16 protein-coding genes are annotated in these 18053 nt (G+C 64.1%); 10 read left to right on the top strand and 6 right to left on the bottom strand.

The genetic code is table 11. From position 1 onward, the window contains the following. Positions 1-180: 180 nt before the first annotated feature. Positions 181-1314: a PQQ-dependent sugar dehydrogenase gene (locus NKH12_RS16630; protein ID WP_352954132.1), complete on the bottom strand. Its 1134-nt coding sequence runs from the start codon at positions 1312-1314 to the stop codon at positions 181-183. Between the two features lie 303 nt (positions 1315-1617). Between NKH12_RS16630 and NKH12_RS16625 the strand changes: the two genes are divergently transcribed. The 3 genes from NKH12_RS16625 to NKH12_RS16615 all read left to right on the top strand — a co-directional run bounded on the left by NKH12_RS16625 (position 1618) and on the right by NKH12_RS16615 (position 3220). Then, on the top strand, positions 1618-2043 hold the full coding sequence (locus tag NKH12_RS16625) for a globin family protein (protein WP_352954131.1): 426 nt from the start codon (positions 1618-1620) through the stop codon (positions 2041-2043). A 65-nt stretch (positions 2044-2108) separates the two neighbouring features. Next, on the top strand, positions 2109-2435 hold the full coding sequence (locus NKH12_RS16620) for a hypothetical protein (RefSeq protein ID WP_352954130.1): 327 nt from the start codon (positions 2109-2111) through the stop codon (positions 2433-2435). Between the two features lie 197 nt (positions 2436-2632). Next, a complete protein-coding gene (locus NKH12_RS16615) occupies positions 2633-3220 on the top strand; it encodes a DUF2380 domain-containing protein (protein WP_352954129.1) in 588 nt (195 codons plus the stop codon). Between the two features lie 129 nt (positions 3221-3349). Here the strand turns inward: NKH12_RS16615 and NKH12_RS16610 are convergent, their stop codons facing one another. From NKH12_RS16610 to NKH12_RS16590, 5 genes are all read right to left on the bottom strand, one after another. Next, positions 3350-4948 (bottom strand): indolepyruvate oxidoreductase subunit beta family protein, encoded by a 1599-nt coding sequence (locus NKH12_RS16610; RefSeq protein WP_352954128.1) that lies wholly within the window; start codon positions 4946-4948, stop codon positions 3350-3352. Continuing rightward, complete coding sequence (locus NKH12_RS16605) at positions 4941-7094, bottom strand: thiamine pyrophosphate-dependent enzyme (RefSeq protein ID WP_352954127.1); 2154 nt, start codon at positions 7092-7094, stop codon at positions 4941-4943. Before NKH12_RS16605 ends, NKH12_RS16610 begins: the two co-directional genes overlap by 8 nt. Positions 7095-7142: 48 nt before the next feature. Next, entirely contained in the window at positions 7143-7622 is a 480-nt protein-coding gene (locus NKH12_RS16600; RefSeq protein WP_352954126.1) for a MarR family winged helix-turn-helix transcriptional regulator, read from the bottom strand. Next, complete coding sequence (locus NKH12_RS16595; RefSeq protein WP_352954125.1) at positions 7622-9193, bottom strand: phytoene desaturase family protein; 1572 nt, start codon at positions 9191-9193, stop codon at positions 7622-7624. The genes NKH12_RS16600 and NKH12_RS16595 overlap by 1 nt, the downstream gene beginning before the upstream one ends. A gap of 313 nt (positions 9194-9506) precedes the next feature. Further along, positions 9507-10298, bottom strand: coding sequence for a cyclase family protein (locus tag NKH12_RS16590; protein ID WP_352954124.1), 792 nt, complete (start codon positions 10296-10298; stop codon positions 9507-9509). Positions 10299-10419: 121 nt separating this feature from the next. Here NKH12_RS16590 and NKH12_RS16585 point away from each other — a divergent pair, with 121 nt between their 5' ends. The 7 genes from NKH12_RS16585 (at position 10420) to NKH12_RS16555 (ending at position 17967) form a co-directional block, all read left to right on the top strand. Next, positions 10420-11994, top strand: coding sequence for a phytoene desaturase family protein (locus NKH12_RS16585; RefSeq protein ID WP_352954123.1), 1575 nt, complete (start codon positions 10420-10422; stop codon positions 11992-11994). Between the two features lie 124 nt (positions 11995-12118). Then, the gene (locus NKH12_RS16580) at positions 12119-13645 is read left to right on the top strand and encodes an ABC transporter substrate-binding protein (protein WP_352954122.1); all 1527 of its coding nucleotides are present in this window, start codon (positions 12119-12121) and stop codon (positions 13643-13645) included. 70 nt (positions 13646-13715) lie between these two features. Then, positions 13716-14723, top strand: a complete 1008-nt coding sequence (locus NKH12_RS16575) for an ABC transporter permease (protein WP_352954136.1) — start codon at positions 13716-13718, stop codon at positions 14721-14723. After that, on the top strand, positions 14716-15564 hold the full coding sequence (locus NKH12_RS16570) for an ABC transporter permease (RefSeq protein ID WP_352954121.1): 849 nt from the start codon (positions 14716-14718) through the stop codon (positions 15562-15564). The genes NKH12_RS16575 and NKH12_RS16570 overlap by 8 nt, the downstream gene beginning before the upstream one ends. Next, positions 15561-16448: an ABC transporter ATP-binding protein gene (locus tag NKH12_RS16565; RefSeq protein WP_352954120.1), complete on the top strand. Its 888-nt coding sequence runs from the start codon at positions 15561-15563 to the stop codon at positions 16446-16448. The genes NKH12_RS16570 and NKH12_RS16565 overlap by 4 nt, the downstream gene beginning before the upstream one ends. Continuing rightward, positions 16441-17271: an ATP-binding cassette domain-containing protein gene (locus NKH12_RS16560; protein WP_352954119.1), complete on the top strand. Its 831-nt coding sequence runs from the start codon at positions 16441-16443 to the stop codon at positions 17269-17271. Before NKH12_RS16565 ends, NKH12_RS16560 begins: the two co-directional genes overlap by 8 nt. Before the next feature lie 96 nt (positions 17272-17367). After that, positions 17368-17967, top strand: coding sequence for a VOC family protein (locus tag NKH12_RS16555; RefSeq protein ID WP_352954118.1), 600 nt, complete (start codon positions 17368-17370; stop codon positions 17965-17967). Positions 17968-18053: the final 86 nt, after the last annotated feature.

The raw sequence follows: 18053 nt of genomic DNA, 5'->3' as shown, positions 1-18053 counted from the left end.
CCGAAGCCTGGGTCTTCATCGCCCACATCCGCCTGCTCACGCGTCGCCTCGCAAGACCTTGAAATTGCACCAGTCGTTTTGATTCAGACACTTAGATACAGCCGGCCTCCAAGACGTCGGATGTCGCAGCGCGATCAATCCCAACGTTTCAGAACATCATGTCTGCGGCGCCGACTGGGATCACTGCGACGCTGCCGGCGACAGTCGCAATATCCTTCCCGCCGGCTCGTCGGTCAGCGCCATTACGGCGCCGTCGGGAGCCTGCACCACGTCTCGGATACGCCTGCCGAGAGCGAGGACTTCCTCGCCGGCGACCTGCTTTCCGTCGATCCTGACACGAACGATGCCTTCCGCCGACAGTCCGCCAATCAGGAGGTCGCCTCGCCAATCGGCAAACATGTCGCCGGTGTAGAAGGTCATGCCGGAAGGCGAGATGACGGGCGTCCAGCTATGGATGGAGTCGGCAAACTCCGGCCGGGTCGAAGGATCGGGGATGCGTTCGCCCGAATAATGCCGGCCCCAGCTGACCGCGGGCCAGCCGTGATTCCTGCCTGCTTCCGGAATGTTCAGCTCATCGCCGCCGCGCGGTCCCATTTCCGCCGTCCAGAGCACGCGGGTTTCGGGATGGATCGCTGCGCTTTGCACATTTCGATGGCCGTAGGACCATATCTCGTCGGCGCCGTCCTTGCCGACGAAGGGATTGTCGTCAGGCACAGAGCCATCGGGATTGATGCGGACCACCGTGCCGAGATGATTGTTCGCGTCCTGCGCCTGTTGCGCCTTGCCGCGCTCGCCGAGCGTGACGAAGAGCTTGCCGTCCGGCGCGAATACCAGGCGGGAGCCGTAGTGGTACCGACTGGACACGGCTGGTTCCTGCCGGAAGATCACTTCGAAGTTCGAAAGCGCGCTGCCGTTCTCGTTCAGACGTCCACGACCGACGGACGTGGCCGCGCCGCCGCCGCGTTCCTCCGAGTAGGAGAGATAAACCGTCCGGTTGTTGGCAAAGCCCGGATCGAGCGCCACATCCAGCAGCCCGCCCTGTCCGCTGGCGAGGACGTCCGGCACTCCGTCGATCGGATCGGAAACGGCCCCATCGGTCGAGACGAGACGCAGGCGCCCCGGACGCTCGGTGACCAGCAATGCGCCGTCGGGCAGGTAGGTCGCGCCCCAGGGATGTTCGAGCCCTTCGGCAAAGGTCTCGACCGCAATGCGGCCGGTTTCGCTCTCGATGCTGCTGGAAGCATCCTGCGCGAGCGTGGTCGAGTGCGCACCGATGGCGAGAAGAAAAGACGAAGCAATGAATGTCCGCAGCATGATTTCTCCATCCGAACCGGGGTATAGGGGAGGAGCCGTCGGCTCCCCGATATAATGACCGACTGCCGATGCGGTTCCAAGCCGGCGCGCGCCTAGATTTTCAACTACGACCATGTCCGGTGCCGACGGGATGAGCCCGGCGCATGGGCACCCTCAGCACGCCTCTACAGAAAAAGAAGACAAGTGAGCGCGAACTGAAGTCCAAATGAGACACAACTGAAACACACCTGCGCGCAGGCGACATGCACGCGAAACGCTTTGGGGCGATGGTCACCCCAAGCCAGGAACGCAGGAGCGTCGCCGATGACACCCGACCAGATCAGACTTGTCCAGGACAGTTTTCGCGAGGTTGTCCCGATCCGCGTGGCTGCCGCGGCGGTGTTCTATGAACGCCTGTTCGCGATCGATGCCGATCTTCGCGCGCTGTTTCCGGTGACGGACATGACCAAGCAAGGCGCCAAGCTGATGGCGAGCCTGGGCTTCGTCGTGCACGGACTGGACCGTGCCGACACCATCCTCCCGACGGTGCGCGTGCTCGCCAAGCGTCACGTGACCTACGGCGTCGAGGAGCGTCATTGCCCGATCGTCGGGCAAGCGCTCATCGAGACGCTGGCGGCCGGCCTTGGCACGGCTTTCACGTCGCCGGTGCGCGAGGCATGGGAGGCGGCCTACGGATTGCTCGCCAATGTGATGATCGCGGCGGCCCGCGAGGATCAGCTCGCAGCGTGATTTTATTGGATGCAGCCGAAGGCGAGCATCCAGCCGAACAGCAATTCTAAATGGAGAGAAATACGATGTTCAGATACACAGTTCTTGCAGCGCTTTGCGTTGTGGCAGGTTCCGCTTCTGCCGGCGAACTCACGGCCCGTCAGGGTGGGAGCGTCGATCTCGGCAACTTCCACGGCGTCGTCTACTACACGGAGGCGGATGACGGCTACCGGGTGGTCACCACGATGGCGGCGGGCGAAGAAAACCTGCCAGTACGCTTCGTCGCGACCCTCACCGAGGGCCAGGCGTTCGTGATCTCGGTCCCGGGCGAGTCGGCAGGGGCCGGCCAGGCACTCGAAATCTCGCGTGCCCAAGGCAAGCTCGTTGTCGCCAAGGTGGAGTCCACCCAGTAAACGGCTCCACGACTGAATTGCGGCTTGCGCGATTTCGGACTCCTCGCGCAACCGAAGGAGCGATAGCCGAGGCGGCTCGGCACCAAGAAAAACAAGCGCATATGATTCCTGGCCTATCGCAACGGGTGGAAAGTTGATGTTGCGATAGAACCGGGTAGTTTGCGCTTGCTTCCGCGTCTTCCAACAACGCGAAGAAAATGGGCACCGCCGCTGGGATTGCTATCGTCCCAACCTTGGAGAACGAGATGCTCAAGGTGCAATGTGCAGAAGTTCGATTTCGACAGTTTGAGTACGGACAATTTCTCCTGATCCTGATAGGCGCTGGCGTACTTGCGTCGGCCGCGTTTGCCGATGTCGTCGAGCCAAAAACCCTCGCTGTCGCGGATTTCGAGTTCAAGGATACACCCGGCGAAGTCAGGGACCAGACCGCTGAACACGAAGCGCGACTGAAGGCATTTGGCGTTGCCTTGCAGGATGGTCTTTCGGGCAATCAGAAGATCGACCTCGTCGCATTACCCTGTCAGGCAGAACGGTGCACCATCAAGGACCCCGGCCTCGTCGATCTCTCGAAGCGGGCAAGAACAGCCAGCGCGAAATATCTCCTGATCGGTCAGATGCACAAGATGAGCACGCTGGTTGGCTGGGTGAAGTTTGCAGTGCTGGATTTGAACAACAACAAGCCTGTCTGCGATCGATACCTCACCTACCGGGGAGATACCGACGAAGCCTGGCACCGAGCAGCAGAGTTCACGGCGCGCGACATCGAGAAGCACTGCATTCCGTAGGTATCCACAGGAAGCCCGGCGACCGAACGGGTCGCTCCGCCAGCAACGCAACAGCGTCGGTCATCAGACCGGCAGGAATGCGATGGCGTCGCGTGTTCGAGCCACGCAAGCGTCACGTGGATCTGCCGATCAGCTGGACGAAACGGCACCATCGCCCAGCGACGCCACGGTCTTCAGTGCGCCGTCGAGCAGGTCGCCCTTTTCGTCCTTCAACGCCGCTTCGCGCAGGCGCCTGATCCAGTCGGCGGCGTCGTCCCGGTCCTTGAGCAGGTCGAGCGCCGACAGCACCCGGTCGAATTTCGACTGGGCGCGCACATGGGTGTCGCTGTAGCCCTTGATCAGCCGGCGGCAGTTGAGGATCTCCGTGCCAAGCGCATAGTCTTCCCGGACATGGCTGAGCGCCAGCGCGTACCAGCGCTCGAGATGCGCGGTCTCGACCTTGTGGCGCAGCAGGCGGCGGCGCCAGCGGCGCAGGCCGCCGATGAACCACAGCGCGGCGAAGCCGGCGAAACTGTCGGTGCGGATGCGGCGGCCGCGATTGATGCGGCGGTCGAGGAAGGCGGCAAGCTTCGGCCGCGCCTCGATGTAGCTGCCCAGCCCCGCCGGCAGCGTGCCGCAGAATTCCTCGATGCGCGGGTGGAAATATTCGGTCACCTGCAGGATCGAACCGTCCTTGACGCCGACCTCGCGGCGCACCCGCTGGTCGCGCGTCGAGCGCGTCTTCAGGTCGGCGACGCGGATCATGTCGTCGTAGCACATGGCGTTGGCCAGATGCTTTGCCGCGGCAATCGACAGCGCGTAGTCATGCTCGGCCGTATCCAGGACGACCGCCCGGTCTAGCCGGTCGAGATACTCGCCGCCATAGGCGATGTCCTGATAATCGACGACCTTCTTCAGACCGCGAAGCGTCATATCGTGCAGGGGAAGCGGCAGCGCATCGACGCGCGCCGCAAGGTGCCGCCAGCCCTTCAGCAGGCTTTCCGGGCCGCTCACTCTTGCCGCTACGGCAAGGGCGGTTTCGGCAACTTTCGGCTCCGCAGCTTTTTCGCCTGGAGGTGGCATGTTCGTGATGTCACGGGCGCGATCAAAGGCGGCGCCGAAAGCGGCGAGACTGGCCTTCACACCGCGGCCGCCGGCACTGACCGCCTGCTCGTAGCTCTCGCGGGTGAACGGCAAGGCATCTGACCCCGCCAGCGCGCCGAGCAGGCTGGCCGAGATCATCGAGCCGTTATCTGCAGCGATCTTCTCCATGTCGAAGGCGATGAAGCGCTTGGCTGCCGCTTCCGCTGTCGCATGCACCTTTGAGGACGAGGCGCGGCCGTCGCCGGGCTCGATCTTTTCCGACACGGCGGCGATGCGGTGCGACGACGCGATCAGCGTGGTGCGCTCGGGCGTGACGAAGCCGCGGATGATGGCGCGGCCGGCTTCCATCAGTTCGGCGGCGATCAGGATGTCGACGTCGCCCTGCGAGGGCGACAGCGCGAAGACCGGCAGCCGACCGGTGTCGCGGCACATCTCGACATAATAGATGGTGGCGCCGGTGCGCTGGGCGACGCCGGCGACAGAGGTCGATTGCGCGACATAGCCATTGCGCTCGGCGACGTCGGTGATCCAGTCGGCGAGCACACCGCCGCCCTGCCCGCCGACCGCCAGCACGGCAAGCTTGATGACGCGCTCGTCTTCGCGAGCACCGGCTTTCGAGCGCGATGGAGGGACGGCGTCAAGCATCGGCGAATGTCAGGCGACGGCCTTCACGGCGCCGCTGCAAGAGACTGATCGTGGCGCGACGCGCGGCTTCCAGGAAACGGTCCCAGCGGCTCGGATTGTGCACCACGTCGGCGCGGTAGAAGGATGGGCACAGCACCGCCGCATCGGCGACCTCGCCGCAATTGCCGCAGCCGACGCAGCTCTGGTCGATATGCGCCACCGGATCGTCACGCAGCGGATCGTCCAGCGACTTCACCGAAAGCGACGGGCAGCCAGACAGCCGCATGCAGGCATGGTCGCCGGTGCAGATGTCCTCGTCGACGCCGAATTTCGGTTTGACGATCCTTGTCCCGCCCTTGATCGCCCTGTCGACCAGCGGCTTTTCGCGGCGCTGCCGGTTGAGCATGCATTCGGACGAGGCGACGATGACTTTCGGGCCGTTCTCGTCCGTCGTCAGCGCCTCGCGCAACGTGTCCTGCATCTTGGTGACGTCGTAGGTGCGATCGATGTGGCGCAGCCATTTGACGCCCATGCCTTTCACCGCCTCAGTGATCGGGTGCTTTGTCGATTTCGTCTTGTTGCCGGCGCGGGATGAAAGAATATCCTGCCCTCCCGTCGCCGCCGAATAGAAATTGTCGACGATGACAATGACGCCGTCATTCTTGTTGAACACAGCATTGCCGATCGACGAGGTCAGGCCGTTGTGCCAGAAGCCGCCGTCGCCGACGAAGGAGATCGACCGGCGCTTGGCGTCCGGCGAATTGAACGCCGACGCCGAGGCCGGCCCCAGCCCATAGCCCATGGTGGTGGCGCCAAGCTCGAAAGGCGGCATGATCGAAAACAGATGGCAGCCGATGTCGGAGGCGATGTGGTGCTTGCCGAGCTCCTGCTCGACCAGCTTGGTGGCGGCGAAGATCGGCCGCTCCGGACAGCCGATGCAGAAGCCGGGCGGGCGGCCCGGGACGACATTGATCAGGTCGGCGGTGTCGAGCCCGTCGCCGATCTTATTCGGCGCGCGGACCTCGCCCGGCAGCAAATGCGGGATGGTGGCGCGCAGGAACGAGCCTATGCCGTCGAGCATCACCTGGCCGGTATATTCGCCAGCCATCGGCAGATGTTCCTTGCCGACGAGTTTGGTGCCGCGCCCGGCCTTGTGCAGCATCGCGGCAAAGGCCTGCTCGATATAATTGGGCTGGCCTTCCTCGACGACGAGCACAGCGTCCTTGCCCTCGCAGAAGGACAGGAACTCGTCGTCGACCAAGGGATAGACGGCATTCAGCACATAGAGCGGCACGTCGGTGTCGCCATAAGTGTCGGCAAGGCCGAGGCGCTGCAGCGCCCGGATGACCGAATTGTACATGCCGCCCTGCATGACGATGCCGACCGAGCCGTGCTCGGGACCGAAGAACTCGTTGATCTTGTTGGTGCGGATGAAATCGATCGCCGCCGGCCAGCGTTTCTGCACCTTTTCCTTCTCATGCAGGAAGGAGGCGGGCGGCAAAACGATGCGGCCGGTGTCGCGGCGCGGCGCGTCGAGCGCATCGGCCACCGTCATCGCCGGCCGCTTGTTGTCCTTGGCGACGAAACGGCCATGGACATGGCAGCAGCGGATGCGGACCTGCAGCATGACCGGCGTGTTGGAAACCTCGGACAGCTCGAAGCCGTCCTCCACCGCCTTGACGATCGACGGCAGGTTCGGCCGCGGATCGAGCAACCAGACCTGGCTCTTCATGGCGAAGGCGTGGCTGCGCTCCTGCATGATCGAGGAGCCTTCGCCGTAATCCTCGCCGACGATGATCAGCGCGCCGCCGGTGACGCCGCCGGAGGCGAGATTGGCGAGCGCGTCCGACGCGACATTGGTGCCGACGGTCGACTTGAAAGTCGCCGCGCCGCGGATCGGATAATGCACCGATGCCGCCAGCATGGCGGTGGCGGTCGCTTCCGAGGCGCTCGCCTCGAAATGCACGCCGAGCTCGCCCAGAATATCCTGCGCGTCGGCCAACACATCCATCAGATGGCTGATCGGCGCGCCCTGATAGCCGCCGACATAGCCGACGCCGCATTGCAGCAGCGCCTTGGTGATGGCGAGGATGCCTTCGCCGGAAAACTCCTCGCCGGCGCCGAGCCTGAGCTTTTCGACTTCCTTGGCAAAAGACCGTTCGGCCATTTTTTTTTGCTCCTTCCGTTACCGCCCGGATGGCGGCGCGTAAGATAGTCAGATGTCGTGCTTGCGGATGTTCTTCAGCATCTTCTGCAATGTCGCGATCAGCGCCGCATATTCGGCATCATCGACGTCGTCGAACATGGCCTCGAACGCATCGTGCATGGCCGGCCAGGCGCGCGCGAATTCGGCGCGGCCGTCGTCGGTCAGGAACACGTGGCGGATGCGGCTGTCGGTGACCCCCTGCTCCCGCCGCACAAACCCTTGCCCCTCCAGCGTGTCGAGCGTCCTGCTCAACGTCGACTGCTCGATTACAGTATAGACCGAGAGGTCGTTGACGGTGACGCCGTCGGCGACCGACAGCACGGCGAGTGTGCGCACCTGCGGAATGGTCAGGCCATGCTTGCGAAAATCGTCGCGCAAGGTGGCGTTATAGCGGCCCATGATGCGGTTCATCAGATAGGGCGCGAACTGCTGCAAGCCGATCTGGCCCAGTGTCGAGATGCGCTGGCGCTTTTCAACTTTCTGTTCCATCACAGCCTCCCCGCCAGCAGGAAGCCAGAGCCGCCGCCAAGCCCGGCGCCGGGATGGGTCGAGGCGCCGATATGGTAGAGGCCCTTTATCCCGGTATCGTGGTTGCGGCTCGTTTTGAACGGCCGCCACAGGAACGACTGATCGATGGTCGAGGAGCCGCCATAGGGGTCGCCGCCGACCAGATTGATGTTCATCGCCTCCAGATCGGCCGGCGAATAGGCGCGGCGTGCAATGACGCTGTCCTTGAACCCGTCGATATGATTGGCGAGGATCGCTTCGGCGCGATCCGCATAGGTCTCGCGCAGCGCGTCGGTCCAGCGGCCGTCGGCCGGGGTCTGCAGCTTGCCGGCGGCATCGCCCTTGATATGGGGTGGGGCTTCGGGCAGTTGCAGCCACAGGATTGCCTTGCCGTCTGGACAGCGCGACGGATCGAGCGCGTGCGGCTGGCCGACGCAGATGGTCGGCACCTCCGGCAGCATGCCGCGCGTCGCCTCGTTGCAGGCTTTCGACACGCCGTCGAGCCCCGGCGTCAGGTGCAGCAGCGCGACCTTGTCGAGACCGTCGCCGCGCCATGCGGGCGGCTTGTCCAAGGCGTAGTGGATCTGGAAATTGCCCTTGCCGTAGCGGTATTTTTGCGCTGCCTCGAGGTCGGCTTTCGGAGCCACGTCGCCGAGCAGCCGCTCGTAGAGCTGGGTCGGGGTGACCGAGCAGATCACGCTCTTGTTCGCGTTGACTGTTTCGCCCGAAGCCAGCCGCACGCCGGTGGCTCGGCCTCCGCTCTGGATGATCGAGGCAACGTCCCCTTCAGTCCGGATCACGCCGCCGCGCTCCTTGATCAGCGCCTCGAAGGCGGACAGCAGATTCCTGGCGCCGCCCTTGACGATCGGCGCGCCGGCCGCTTCCAGCGCGAAGGCGATAACCCTGGCGATTTGGCCGGAGAACGCGTCTTCAGGCCCGAGACCGGCATGCAGCACCCAGGGCGCCCACAGCGCGCGGGTGGTTTCGGATTGGTAGGTGCTTTCGAGCCAGCCGCGCGCCGGCACCAGCGCTTCGCCAAGAAAGGTGGCAAGCCCACGCGGCCCGCGCCGCCAGGCCTCGCCCGCCAGCAGCTTTGCCGTGGGGTAGGACCACAGGCTGCCGCCGAGCAGGCCGAACAGCAGGCCGGCATTGCGCTCGATCTCACCGACATCGCTGCCGTGCCGGTCGCCGTCGCCTGCCGTCATCGTATCCATCCCCGCGACATTGGCGGCGCGGTCGGTGCGCAGGATGGCATGGCTGCCGTCCGGGCGCAGCACGCCGGTGGGCGTGCCGGTGTTGCAGAATTCCAGGCCGTGCCGCGCCAGGTCCTTGCCCAGCGCCGCATAGGCCGGCGAGGTGATGAACAGGACGAAGGTCGTCGCCATCACGTCATGGATGAAGCCGGGCGCGGTGATCTCCTCGGTGCGCATGCAGCCGCCGATGCGGTCGTTGCGCTCGAGCACCAGCACCTTGGCCCCCTTGCCGCCAAGCATCGCCGCGCAGACCAGCGCGTTGATGCCGCTGCCGACGATGATGTGATCGGGGGCTGTCATGGGCGGTTGGGCTCCGCCGAAAGGAGATGGAGTTCAGGTAAGAGGTCGGGCGCTCTACGGCGCCCCCCTCTGTCCTGCCGGACATCTCCCCCTCTTGGGGGGAGATTGGCCGTCGCAACTGCTTCCGCTAATCTGCACCGTTGCAAGAACGAGCGGGGCGCCGAAGCCGCCAATCTCCCCACTTGAGGGGGAGATGTCCGGCAGGACAGAGGGGGGCGCCGTAGAGCCGCAGCTTTGCAAGGCTGCCCCTCCCAATTTGTCACTACAGCGTTGCCTACAATCATGATCTTCTCCCGAAGACCGCCACCTCGTCCTATTGTCTCGGCACCAACGCCAGCGCGCGGATCGGGCTGCCGGTGCCGTGCTCGATCTTGAGCGGTGCGGCGATCAGGATCGCGCCTTTCGGCGGCAGCCGGTCGAGATTGCAGAGGCTGGCGAGACCGTAGCGGTTCGCCTTGTGCATCAGGCTGTGTGCCGGGAATGGCGGCTCCATTCCCCCTGCTTTGCCGGCATCCGTGCCGATCGTCTCGCTGCCCCAGCCCTTGATGTCCTTGTTGATCAGGTACTGGATGGCCTCAGCCGTCGGTCCGGGCGTGTGCGGTCCAGTCTCGTCGGCGTTGAGGAATTCGGCTTCCGAGCCGTTGCGCTTATACCAGTCGGTGCGCATCACCACCCATCCGCCGGCGTTGATCGCGCCGTGCTCGGCTTCCCACGCTTTGATGTGGTCGACGGTGAGCAGGAAGTCGTGATCGGCGGCGGCTTCGCTGGAGCAGTCGATGACATTGACCGGCCCGACGAAGTTCTGCGCCGGAATGGTGTCGGTGGCGCCGTCCGGATAATCCTTGCCGGTAATCCAGTGCTGCGGCGCGTCGAAGTGCGTGCCCGAGTGTTCGCCGAGTTTTAGCCAGTTCCAGGCCCACCACGGACCGCTTTTGTCATAGTGGGAGATGGCGTGGATCTCGACCTTCGGCGTGTCGACGGCGAGTTCCGGCGGCAGCTTGATTAGCGGCGTGTTGGGCCCGAGCGGCGCCGTCAGGTCGACCACTTGGATGGCGCCTGAAAGAAGCTGGCCGGCGACCTCGCCGAGGAGTTTTTGCGTGTCCATGGTCTCTGTTCCCTCTTCTTGGATGGCTCTGAAGGCTCGTTGCGGCTCTTAATATCCTACTAGACGAAAACATATGCATCTGCAATTATCTTTAAGCATAAAGGAAATGGGTTGGGTGGGTGTGAGCGAGTTTGACGCCATTTTCGTCGGGGCAGGCCACAACAGTCTGGCATGCGCCGCGCATCTGGCGTTGAAGGGTTGGAAAACTGCGATTTTCGAGCGCAGCGCAACAATCGGCGGCGCCGCCCAGACCCGCGAATTCACGCTGCCGGGCTTCCGGCACGATTTCGGCGCGATGAATCTGAGCCTGTTCGCCGGCTCGGCCTTTCACAAGGAATATGCAAATGAATTGAAAAAACACGGGCTGGAATTTGCGCCGGTAGCCGACTGCTTCGCCAGCGCTTTCCCTGACGGTCGCTGGTTCGGCGTCAGCAACGACCTGGAAACGACCGCCTCGCGGATGGCGGCTTTTTCGGCGGCCGATGCCGCCACATGGCGCCGCCTGGTCGCGGCTTTCCCGGCCGAGGCCGAGCACCTGTTCCGGCTGCTGGGCTCGCCGATGAGCGGGCGGGCGCTGGCCGGCACCGCCTGGAACCTGTGGCGCAAGAAGGGTTTTGCCGGCGCGCTCGACACCGGCCGGCTGCTGCTTTCCTCACCCCGCGCGTGGCTCGAGGAGAATTTCGAGTCGCCGCATGTCAGGGCGACGCTCGCCATTTGGGGCATGCATCTCGACTTCGCCCCCGACATAGCCGGCGGCGCGGTGTTCCCATACCTTGAGTCCATGGCCAACCAGTGCTTCGGCATGGTGCTCGGCAAGGGCGGCGCCGACACCATCGTCCGCGCACTGTCGGGCATACTCACCGCTGCCGGCGGCCAGATTGTCACCGGGGCTGAGGTGGCCGAGATCACGGTTTCCGCCGGCAAGGCGACCGGCGTGCGGCTCGCTGCCGGCGAGACCCATACCGCCACTAAGGCGGTCATCGCCGGCGTTGCACCCGGGGCGCTGGCCGGCAAACTGCTGCCCGATGGTTCCGGTGACGCCGGCTTCGACACGGCCATGAAAAAATTCCGCCATGCGCCGGGCACGATGATGATCCATCTGGCGCTGGACGATCTGCCGGACTGGCGCGCCGGCGCCGCGCTTCGGCAATTCGCCTATGTCCATCTGTCGCCTTCGCTCGACGCCATGTCGCGTACCTACCAGCAGGCAATGTCCGGCATGCTGCCGGACGAGCCGGTGCTGGTCGTCGGCCAGCCGACCGCGGTCGATCCGGCGCGGGCGCCGGAAGGCAAGCACGTTCTGTGGGTACAGGTGCGAATGCTGCCGGCCGAAATCCTTGGCGATGCGGCCGGCAAGATCGCGCCGGATCACTGGGACAAGGTCAAGGAATGCTACGCCGAACGCGTTCTCGACATCATCGAGACCTATGCGCCCGGTCTTCGCCGGAAGATACTCGGCCGCGCCGTGTTCTCGCCCCTCGACCTTGAACGCGAGAACCCCAACCTCGTCGGCGGCGACCAGATCTGCGGCAGCCACCATCTAGCGCAGAATTTCCTGTTTCGTCCGGCGCGCGGTTATGCCGGCTGGAACACGCCGGTGGGGAATTTGCATCTCACCGGTGCTGCAACATGGCCGGGCGCCGGCACCGGTGCTGCCTCGGGCTATATGCTCGCCCAACAGCTTGGCGGGAGGTAGAATTCAAAACACTTTGCGAGTGAAGGATGGGGCGGGTGAAGGAGAGGCAATGCGCGGTTGCCCAAGGAGCCTAAACCCACTGAACGGATAACGACGCGCACAGAAAACCAACAGGGGAACGATCATGACAATCAACAGACGAGAATTGCTCGGATATGGCGCAGCAGCGCTTGGCGCCACCGCTATCGGCCTGCCGCAAATGGCCAAGGCAGCCGGCGAACTGACCATCGCCTATAACGTCAACCTGCCGTCCTGGGACCCGACCACCGGACCCTCGGCGGTCAACCCGACGATTCAGGGTCTCTACCAGTCAGTGTTCGACCAGTTTATTCCGCAGAAGCCGGACCTGTCCTTCGCGCCGGGCCTGCTGACCGAATGGGGCTGGAACGACGACCGCACCAAGATCATGATGACGGTGCGCGACGGCGTCACCTGGCATGACGGCTCGCCGTTCACGGCCGAGGACGTTGTCTGGTCGCTGCAGCGGGCGGGCGACGAAAAGACCGGCAACCCGATCCAGTTCGTCTGGAAAAACGTCAACAACTTCAAGATCGACGGCAACAAGATCACCGGAGACGTCGTGCAGTTCGACCCGGTGTATTTCAAGTGGATGTCGTTCCTGACCGGCTACATCATGCCCAAGGCCTATTACGAGAAGGTCGGCGCCGAGGGCTTCGAAAAGGCGCCGATCGGCACCGGCCCCTACATGGTCGACAAATTCGAGCGCAACGCCTTCCTGCGGCTCAAGGCCAATCCGAACTATTGGGGCGACAAGCCGGCCTTTGAGAATGTGACGATCAAGTTCGTCACCGATGCGGCGAGCCGCGTTGCCGAAATCGAGTCCGGTTCCTCGCAGGTGACGCTCGAAATCCCTTATGAGGAATACGACCGGCTGATCGCCAAGGACGGGCTTGCCGGCTCGTGCAAGAATGTTTCCGACATCGGCATGATCTTCTTCAACGACATCGACGTGATGCTGGACAAGAACGTCCGCCAGGCCGCCGTCATGGCGGTCGACAAGAAGTTGCTGGTCGATCGCCTGCTACGCGGCTACGGCCAGCCGATCGATACGCTGGAGACGCCGGAATACGCGGCCTACGATGCGTCGATCAAGGTCGAGCACAATCCCGAAAAAGCCAAGGAATTGCTGGCCGCATCCGGCTATTCGCCTGAGAAGCCGGTCAAGTTCACGATACAGACGACCAAGGGCTTCAAGCCTAAGGACTACGAGATGATCCAGGCGATCGTCGGCATGTGGCGCAAGGTCGGCATCGAGGCGACGATCGAGGTCTACGAGATCGCCAAGCATTACGAGCTGCGCGCCGCCGACAAGCTGACGCCGGCGGCCTTCTACAATTGGGGCAACGCGATCGGCGATCCGACCACGTCGACCGGCTTTGCCACCTATGGCCCGAGCCCGCATTCGGTTTGGGACAGCCAGGATCTGATCGACATGATCAACCCGCTATGGGGTGAGAAGGACGAGGCCAAGCGCATCGCCGGCTGGAAGGCTGTCGACAAGTACATCGCCGAACAGGCCTATGTGCTGCCGCTGATCCAGTATGCGCAGCCGATCGTGCGTGCCAAGGGCGTCAATGTCGTGCAGCACGTGTCCGGTGCGCTTCTGCCGGCACTGATGACGCCGGCCTGAGATCGGCCAGGGATTGCCGCGCGCCGTCCGCAACGACGGCGCGAATTTTCCGCCAGGCGTACAGGCGACCATGCTGCTGCAAAGATTTCTGATCCGTCTTTTGACGATGGCGATCACGCTGTTCGGCGTCGCCGTCGTGGTCTTCGTCGTCATTCGCGTCGCGCCCGGCGACCCGATCGCGATGATGCTGCCGCCCGGCGCAACCGACGCCGACATCGCCCGGCTGCATGCGCTCTACGGGCTCGACAAGACCATCGTCGAGCAGTTCTTCATCTGGCTGTCCGGCGTCGTCAGGGGCGATTTCGGCACCTCGATCTCGCTGAGACAAGACGTGCTGGGGCTGGTCTTCAACCGGCTGCCGGCGACGCTGGAACTCGCCATCGTCGCTCTTTTGATGGCGCTGGCGATCGGCGGCACGACGGCGATCCTTGGGGCGCGCGAACGCGGCACGGCAGTCGAAGCCGGCATCGACATCGCCAGCGGTGCGGCACTTTCCATTCCCGACTTTTTGTGGGGCCTGGTGCTGATCCTTTTGTTTGGCGTGCTGGTGCCTATCTTCGACATTTCCGGCCGGGTTTCGCCGCAGCTCGACTTGCCCTTCGTCACTCAGTTCTATCTGTTCGAGAGCATCGTGCGGCTGCGCTTCGACCTGACGAAGGACCTGCTCGGGCACATGCTGATGCCGGCCGTGGCCCTGGCGCTGCCGCTCGCCGCGATCATCTCACAGCTGTTGAAACAGTCGCTGAAGGAAGTGCTCGATCTCGACTATGTCGTGCTGGCGCGGGTGAAGGGCTTTTCGGAAACGCAGGTTATTTTGCGTGAGGCGCTGAAGAACGCCGCCCTGCCGACGCTCACTCTGGTCGGCGTGCAGTTCACCTTCCTGATCGGCGGCACCGTCATCGTCGAGCGGCTGTTTTCCTATGAAGGTCTCGGCAATATGGCGATCGACGCCGTCATCAACCGCGACCTGCCGCTGATCCAGGGCATCGTGCTGGTCTTCGCGCTGCTGTTCGTGCTGATCAACCTGACTGTCGACATGATGTACGCGCTGCTCAATCCGAGGCTGCGCCATGGATGACAGCCGCATTTCAAGACATGGCTCGGGCGCAAGGCTGTGGCTGGCCGGAGGCTGGCTGCTGCTGGCTTTGCTCGCCGCGATTTTCGCGCCGCTGGTGGCGCCACAGGATCCGCTGGCGCAGGATCTGATGTTCGAACGCCTGCCGCCGTTCTGGATGAGGGGCGCGGAACCCGGCTTCTGGCTTGGCACCGACAGCTTGGGACGCGATCTCCTGTCACGGCTGGTCTTCGGCGCCCGCATCGCCTTCATCGTTGCCTTCGCGGCAGCCTTGGCCGCCTGCCTGGTCGGCTCGACCCTCGGGCTGATCGCCGGTTATTTCGGCGGCTGGGCCGACCGCATCATCTCGCGCATCGTCGACGTCTGGATGGCGTTTCCGCCGGTGCTGTTCGCCATCCTGCTGGTCGCCGTGCTCGGCACCGGCCTGAGCTCGGTCATCATTGCCATCGCCGTCATCGACTGGACGCGCTTCTGCCGGGTGATCCGGGCCGAGACCATGGGCCAGGCGCGCATGGACTATGTCGAGAACGCCCGCATCGCCGGCTATGGCCGCATCGGCATCATGTTGCGCGAGGTGCTGCCCAATGTGGTGCCGTCGATCGTAGCGCTGCTGTCGCTCGAAATGGGCATCGCCGTCATCGTCGAGGCGATCCTGTCCTTCGTCAATCTGTCGATCTCGACCGACGATCCGACCTGGGGCGGCATCATTGCCGAGGGCCGGCTGTCGATCCATCAGGCGTGGTGGGTGCTGGTGTTCCCGCTGGTCATCCTGATCCTGACCGTGCTGTCGTTCAGCCAGTTCGGCGAGGCGTTGAAGGCCCGTTTCGATCCGGTGCTGCGATGAGCGCCGCGAAACCCTGCCTCGACATAAGCGGCTTGAGTGCCGTGTTGGCCAACGGCCAACGCGTGCTGCGCTCGGTCTCGCTCTCCGTTCAACCTGGCGAGGTGCGCGCCCTGGTCGGCGAGAGCGGCGCTGGCAAGACGATGATCGGCAAGGCAGTGCTCGGCGTGCTGCCGCCCAGCGTGCGCATCGTCGAAGGCGATATGCTGCTCGAAGGCGAAGACCTCGGCCGGCTTCAGCCAAAGGCGAGGCGCACGCTGATAGGCGCGCGCACCGCACTGATCCCGCAAGATCCGCTGACCGCGCTCAACCCATCGCGCCGCATCGGGCCGCAGATGACGGACCGGCTGGTGCGGATCCTCGGCTGGAGCGGGCAGCGAGCCGACACCCGCATCCGCCAATTGCTCGACGAGGTGCAGATCCGCGACCCAGACCGCGTCCTCAAATGCTATCCGCACGAGCTTTCCGGCGGCATGCGCCAGCGCGTGCTGATCGCCGCCGCCTTCGCCGCCGAACCCCGGCTGATCGTCGCCGACGAGCCGACCACGGCGCTCGACGTGACCGTACAGAAACAGATCCTGCGCCTGATCGCGCAATTGCAGCGCGAGCACGGCACGGCGATCCTGTTCGTCACTCATGACCTCGGCGTCGTCGCCAAGATCAGCCAAAAGGTGTCGGTGCTCTATGCCGGCAAGGTGGTGGAAGAGGCCGAAACGGCGGCGCTGTTCGCAGCTCCGCAGCACCCCTACACACGAGCGCTGATGGCGGCGACGCCACGCTACACCGATCCGTTCGCCTCGCTGAAACCGGTGGGCGACGCGGTATTGGCCGGGCTGGCCTCCGAGATCGCCGCTGCCGACCAGGCCTGGAGACGGCCACATGGCTGAGCCGCTGTTTTCCGTGCGCGGGCTGAAGGTCGCATTGCCTGACATGACGCGCAAGCCGCTGATCGGCCGCGCGCCGATGGTGGAAATTCTGAACGGGCTGGATTTCGACCTGCCCAAGGGATCGGTGACCGGCATCGTCGGCGAATCCGGATCGGGCAAATCGACGCTCGGCCGCGCTTTGGTGCGCCTGCTGGAGCCGAGCGCCGGCAGCATCAGTTTCGACGGGCGCGACATCACGCATCTGCCGGAGGCGGAACTGCGGCCGCTGCGCCGCAATCTGCAGATGATCTTCCAGGATCCGATGTCGTCGCTCAATCCGCGCCGCACCATTGCCAGCATCATCGCCGCCCCGCTCAGGCAAAACGGGCTTGGCGACAATCTCAAGCGGCGTGTCGCGGAGGCATTGCAGCGCGTCGGCCTGCCGCAAAGCTTCGCCAGCCGCTACCGTCACGAACTGTCGGGCGGCCAGCGCCAGCGCGTCGGCATTGCCCGGGCGCTGGCGCTGTCACCGAAATTCGTGCTGGCCGACGAGATCGTCTCCGGCCTTGATGTGTCGACCCAGGCGCAGATCCTGACGCTGCTGGAAAAGCTCGCCGCCGAAATGGGCCTGACCGTCGCCTTCATCAGCCACGATCTGTCGGTGATCCGGCGGTTGTGCCGGCAGGTGATCGTCATGCGCGAAGGCGCGATCGTCGAGGCAAGCGCCACCGACGCCTTGTTCGAGAAGCCGCAGCAGGCCTACACGCGCGACCTGATATCAGCCATCCCGCTGCCCGAGATCGATGAGGGCTGGCTGCTGCCCACCGCTAAGGTGCCGGTATGAAGCATCATTCGCAGCAAATCTCATTCGCACGCCGAAGAGCGGGCCTCGGGCGTGCGCCCGGCAAGTCACCCACGTCCCGCGAGAAGGATGACTGACATGAGGAATGCAATCCGAAACGCTACGCTTGCGACCGCCGTCCTGGCCAGCATCGGCACTGCTTCCGCCGGCTCCATTCCCGGCATGCGCGGGCATGATCACACCGGGGTTACGGTGCCCGACATGAAGCAGGCCGTCGACTTCTTCACCGAGGTCGTCGGCTGCAAGAAGGCGATGTCCTTCGGCCCATTCGCCGACGACAAGGGCACGTTCATGCAGGATTTGCTGGGCGTCGACCCCAAGGCGGTGATCGAGGAGATCACCCTGGTCCGCTGCGGCCACGGATCGAATATCGAGCTGTTCAAATACACCGCGCCCGATCAGAGAGACCTGCAGGCCCGCAATAGCGACATTGGCGGCTTCCACATCGCTTTCTATGTCGACGATATCGCTGCCGCGAAAGCCTATCTCGATGAAAAGGGCGTCAAGACGCGTATGGGGCCGCTGCCGGTTACCGAAGGCCCGGCCGCCGGCCAGACCATCCTCTATTTCCAGGCGCCCTGGGGCCTGCAGCTGGAAGCGATCAGCTATCCCAGCGGCATGGCCTATGAAAAAGGCGCGGAGACGGTGCTGTGGAGCCCGAAAACCCCGGAGAAATGATCCGGAGGGCGCGTGCTTGCGGGTCTGACCGCTGGCACGTCATAGGCATCCGAGGCAGATCGCTTCAATTATGAAACTTCAAGCTT

Origin of the sequence: Mesorhizobium sp. M1322, assembly GCF_040318085.1 — a bacterium.
Taxonomy (GTDB): Bacteria; Pseudomonadota; Alphaproteobacteria; order Rhizobiales; family Rhizobiaceae; genus Mesorhizobium.
Note: the sequence above shows the minus strand (reverse complement) of the source record. Positions and strands in the feature narration are given on the sequence as shown.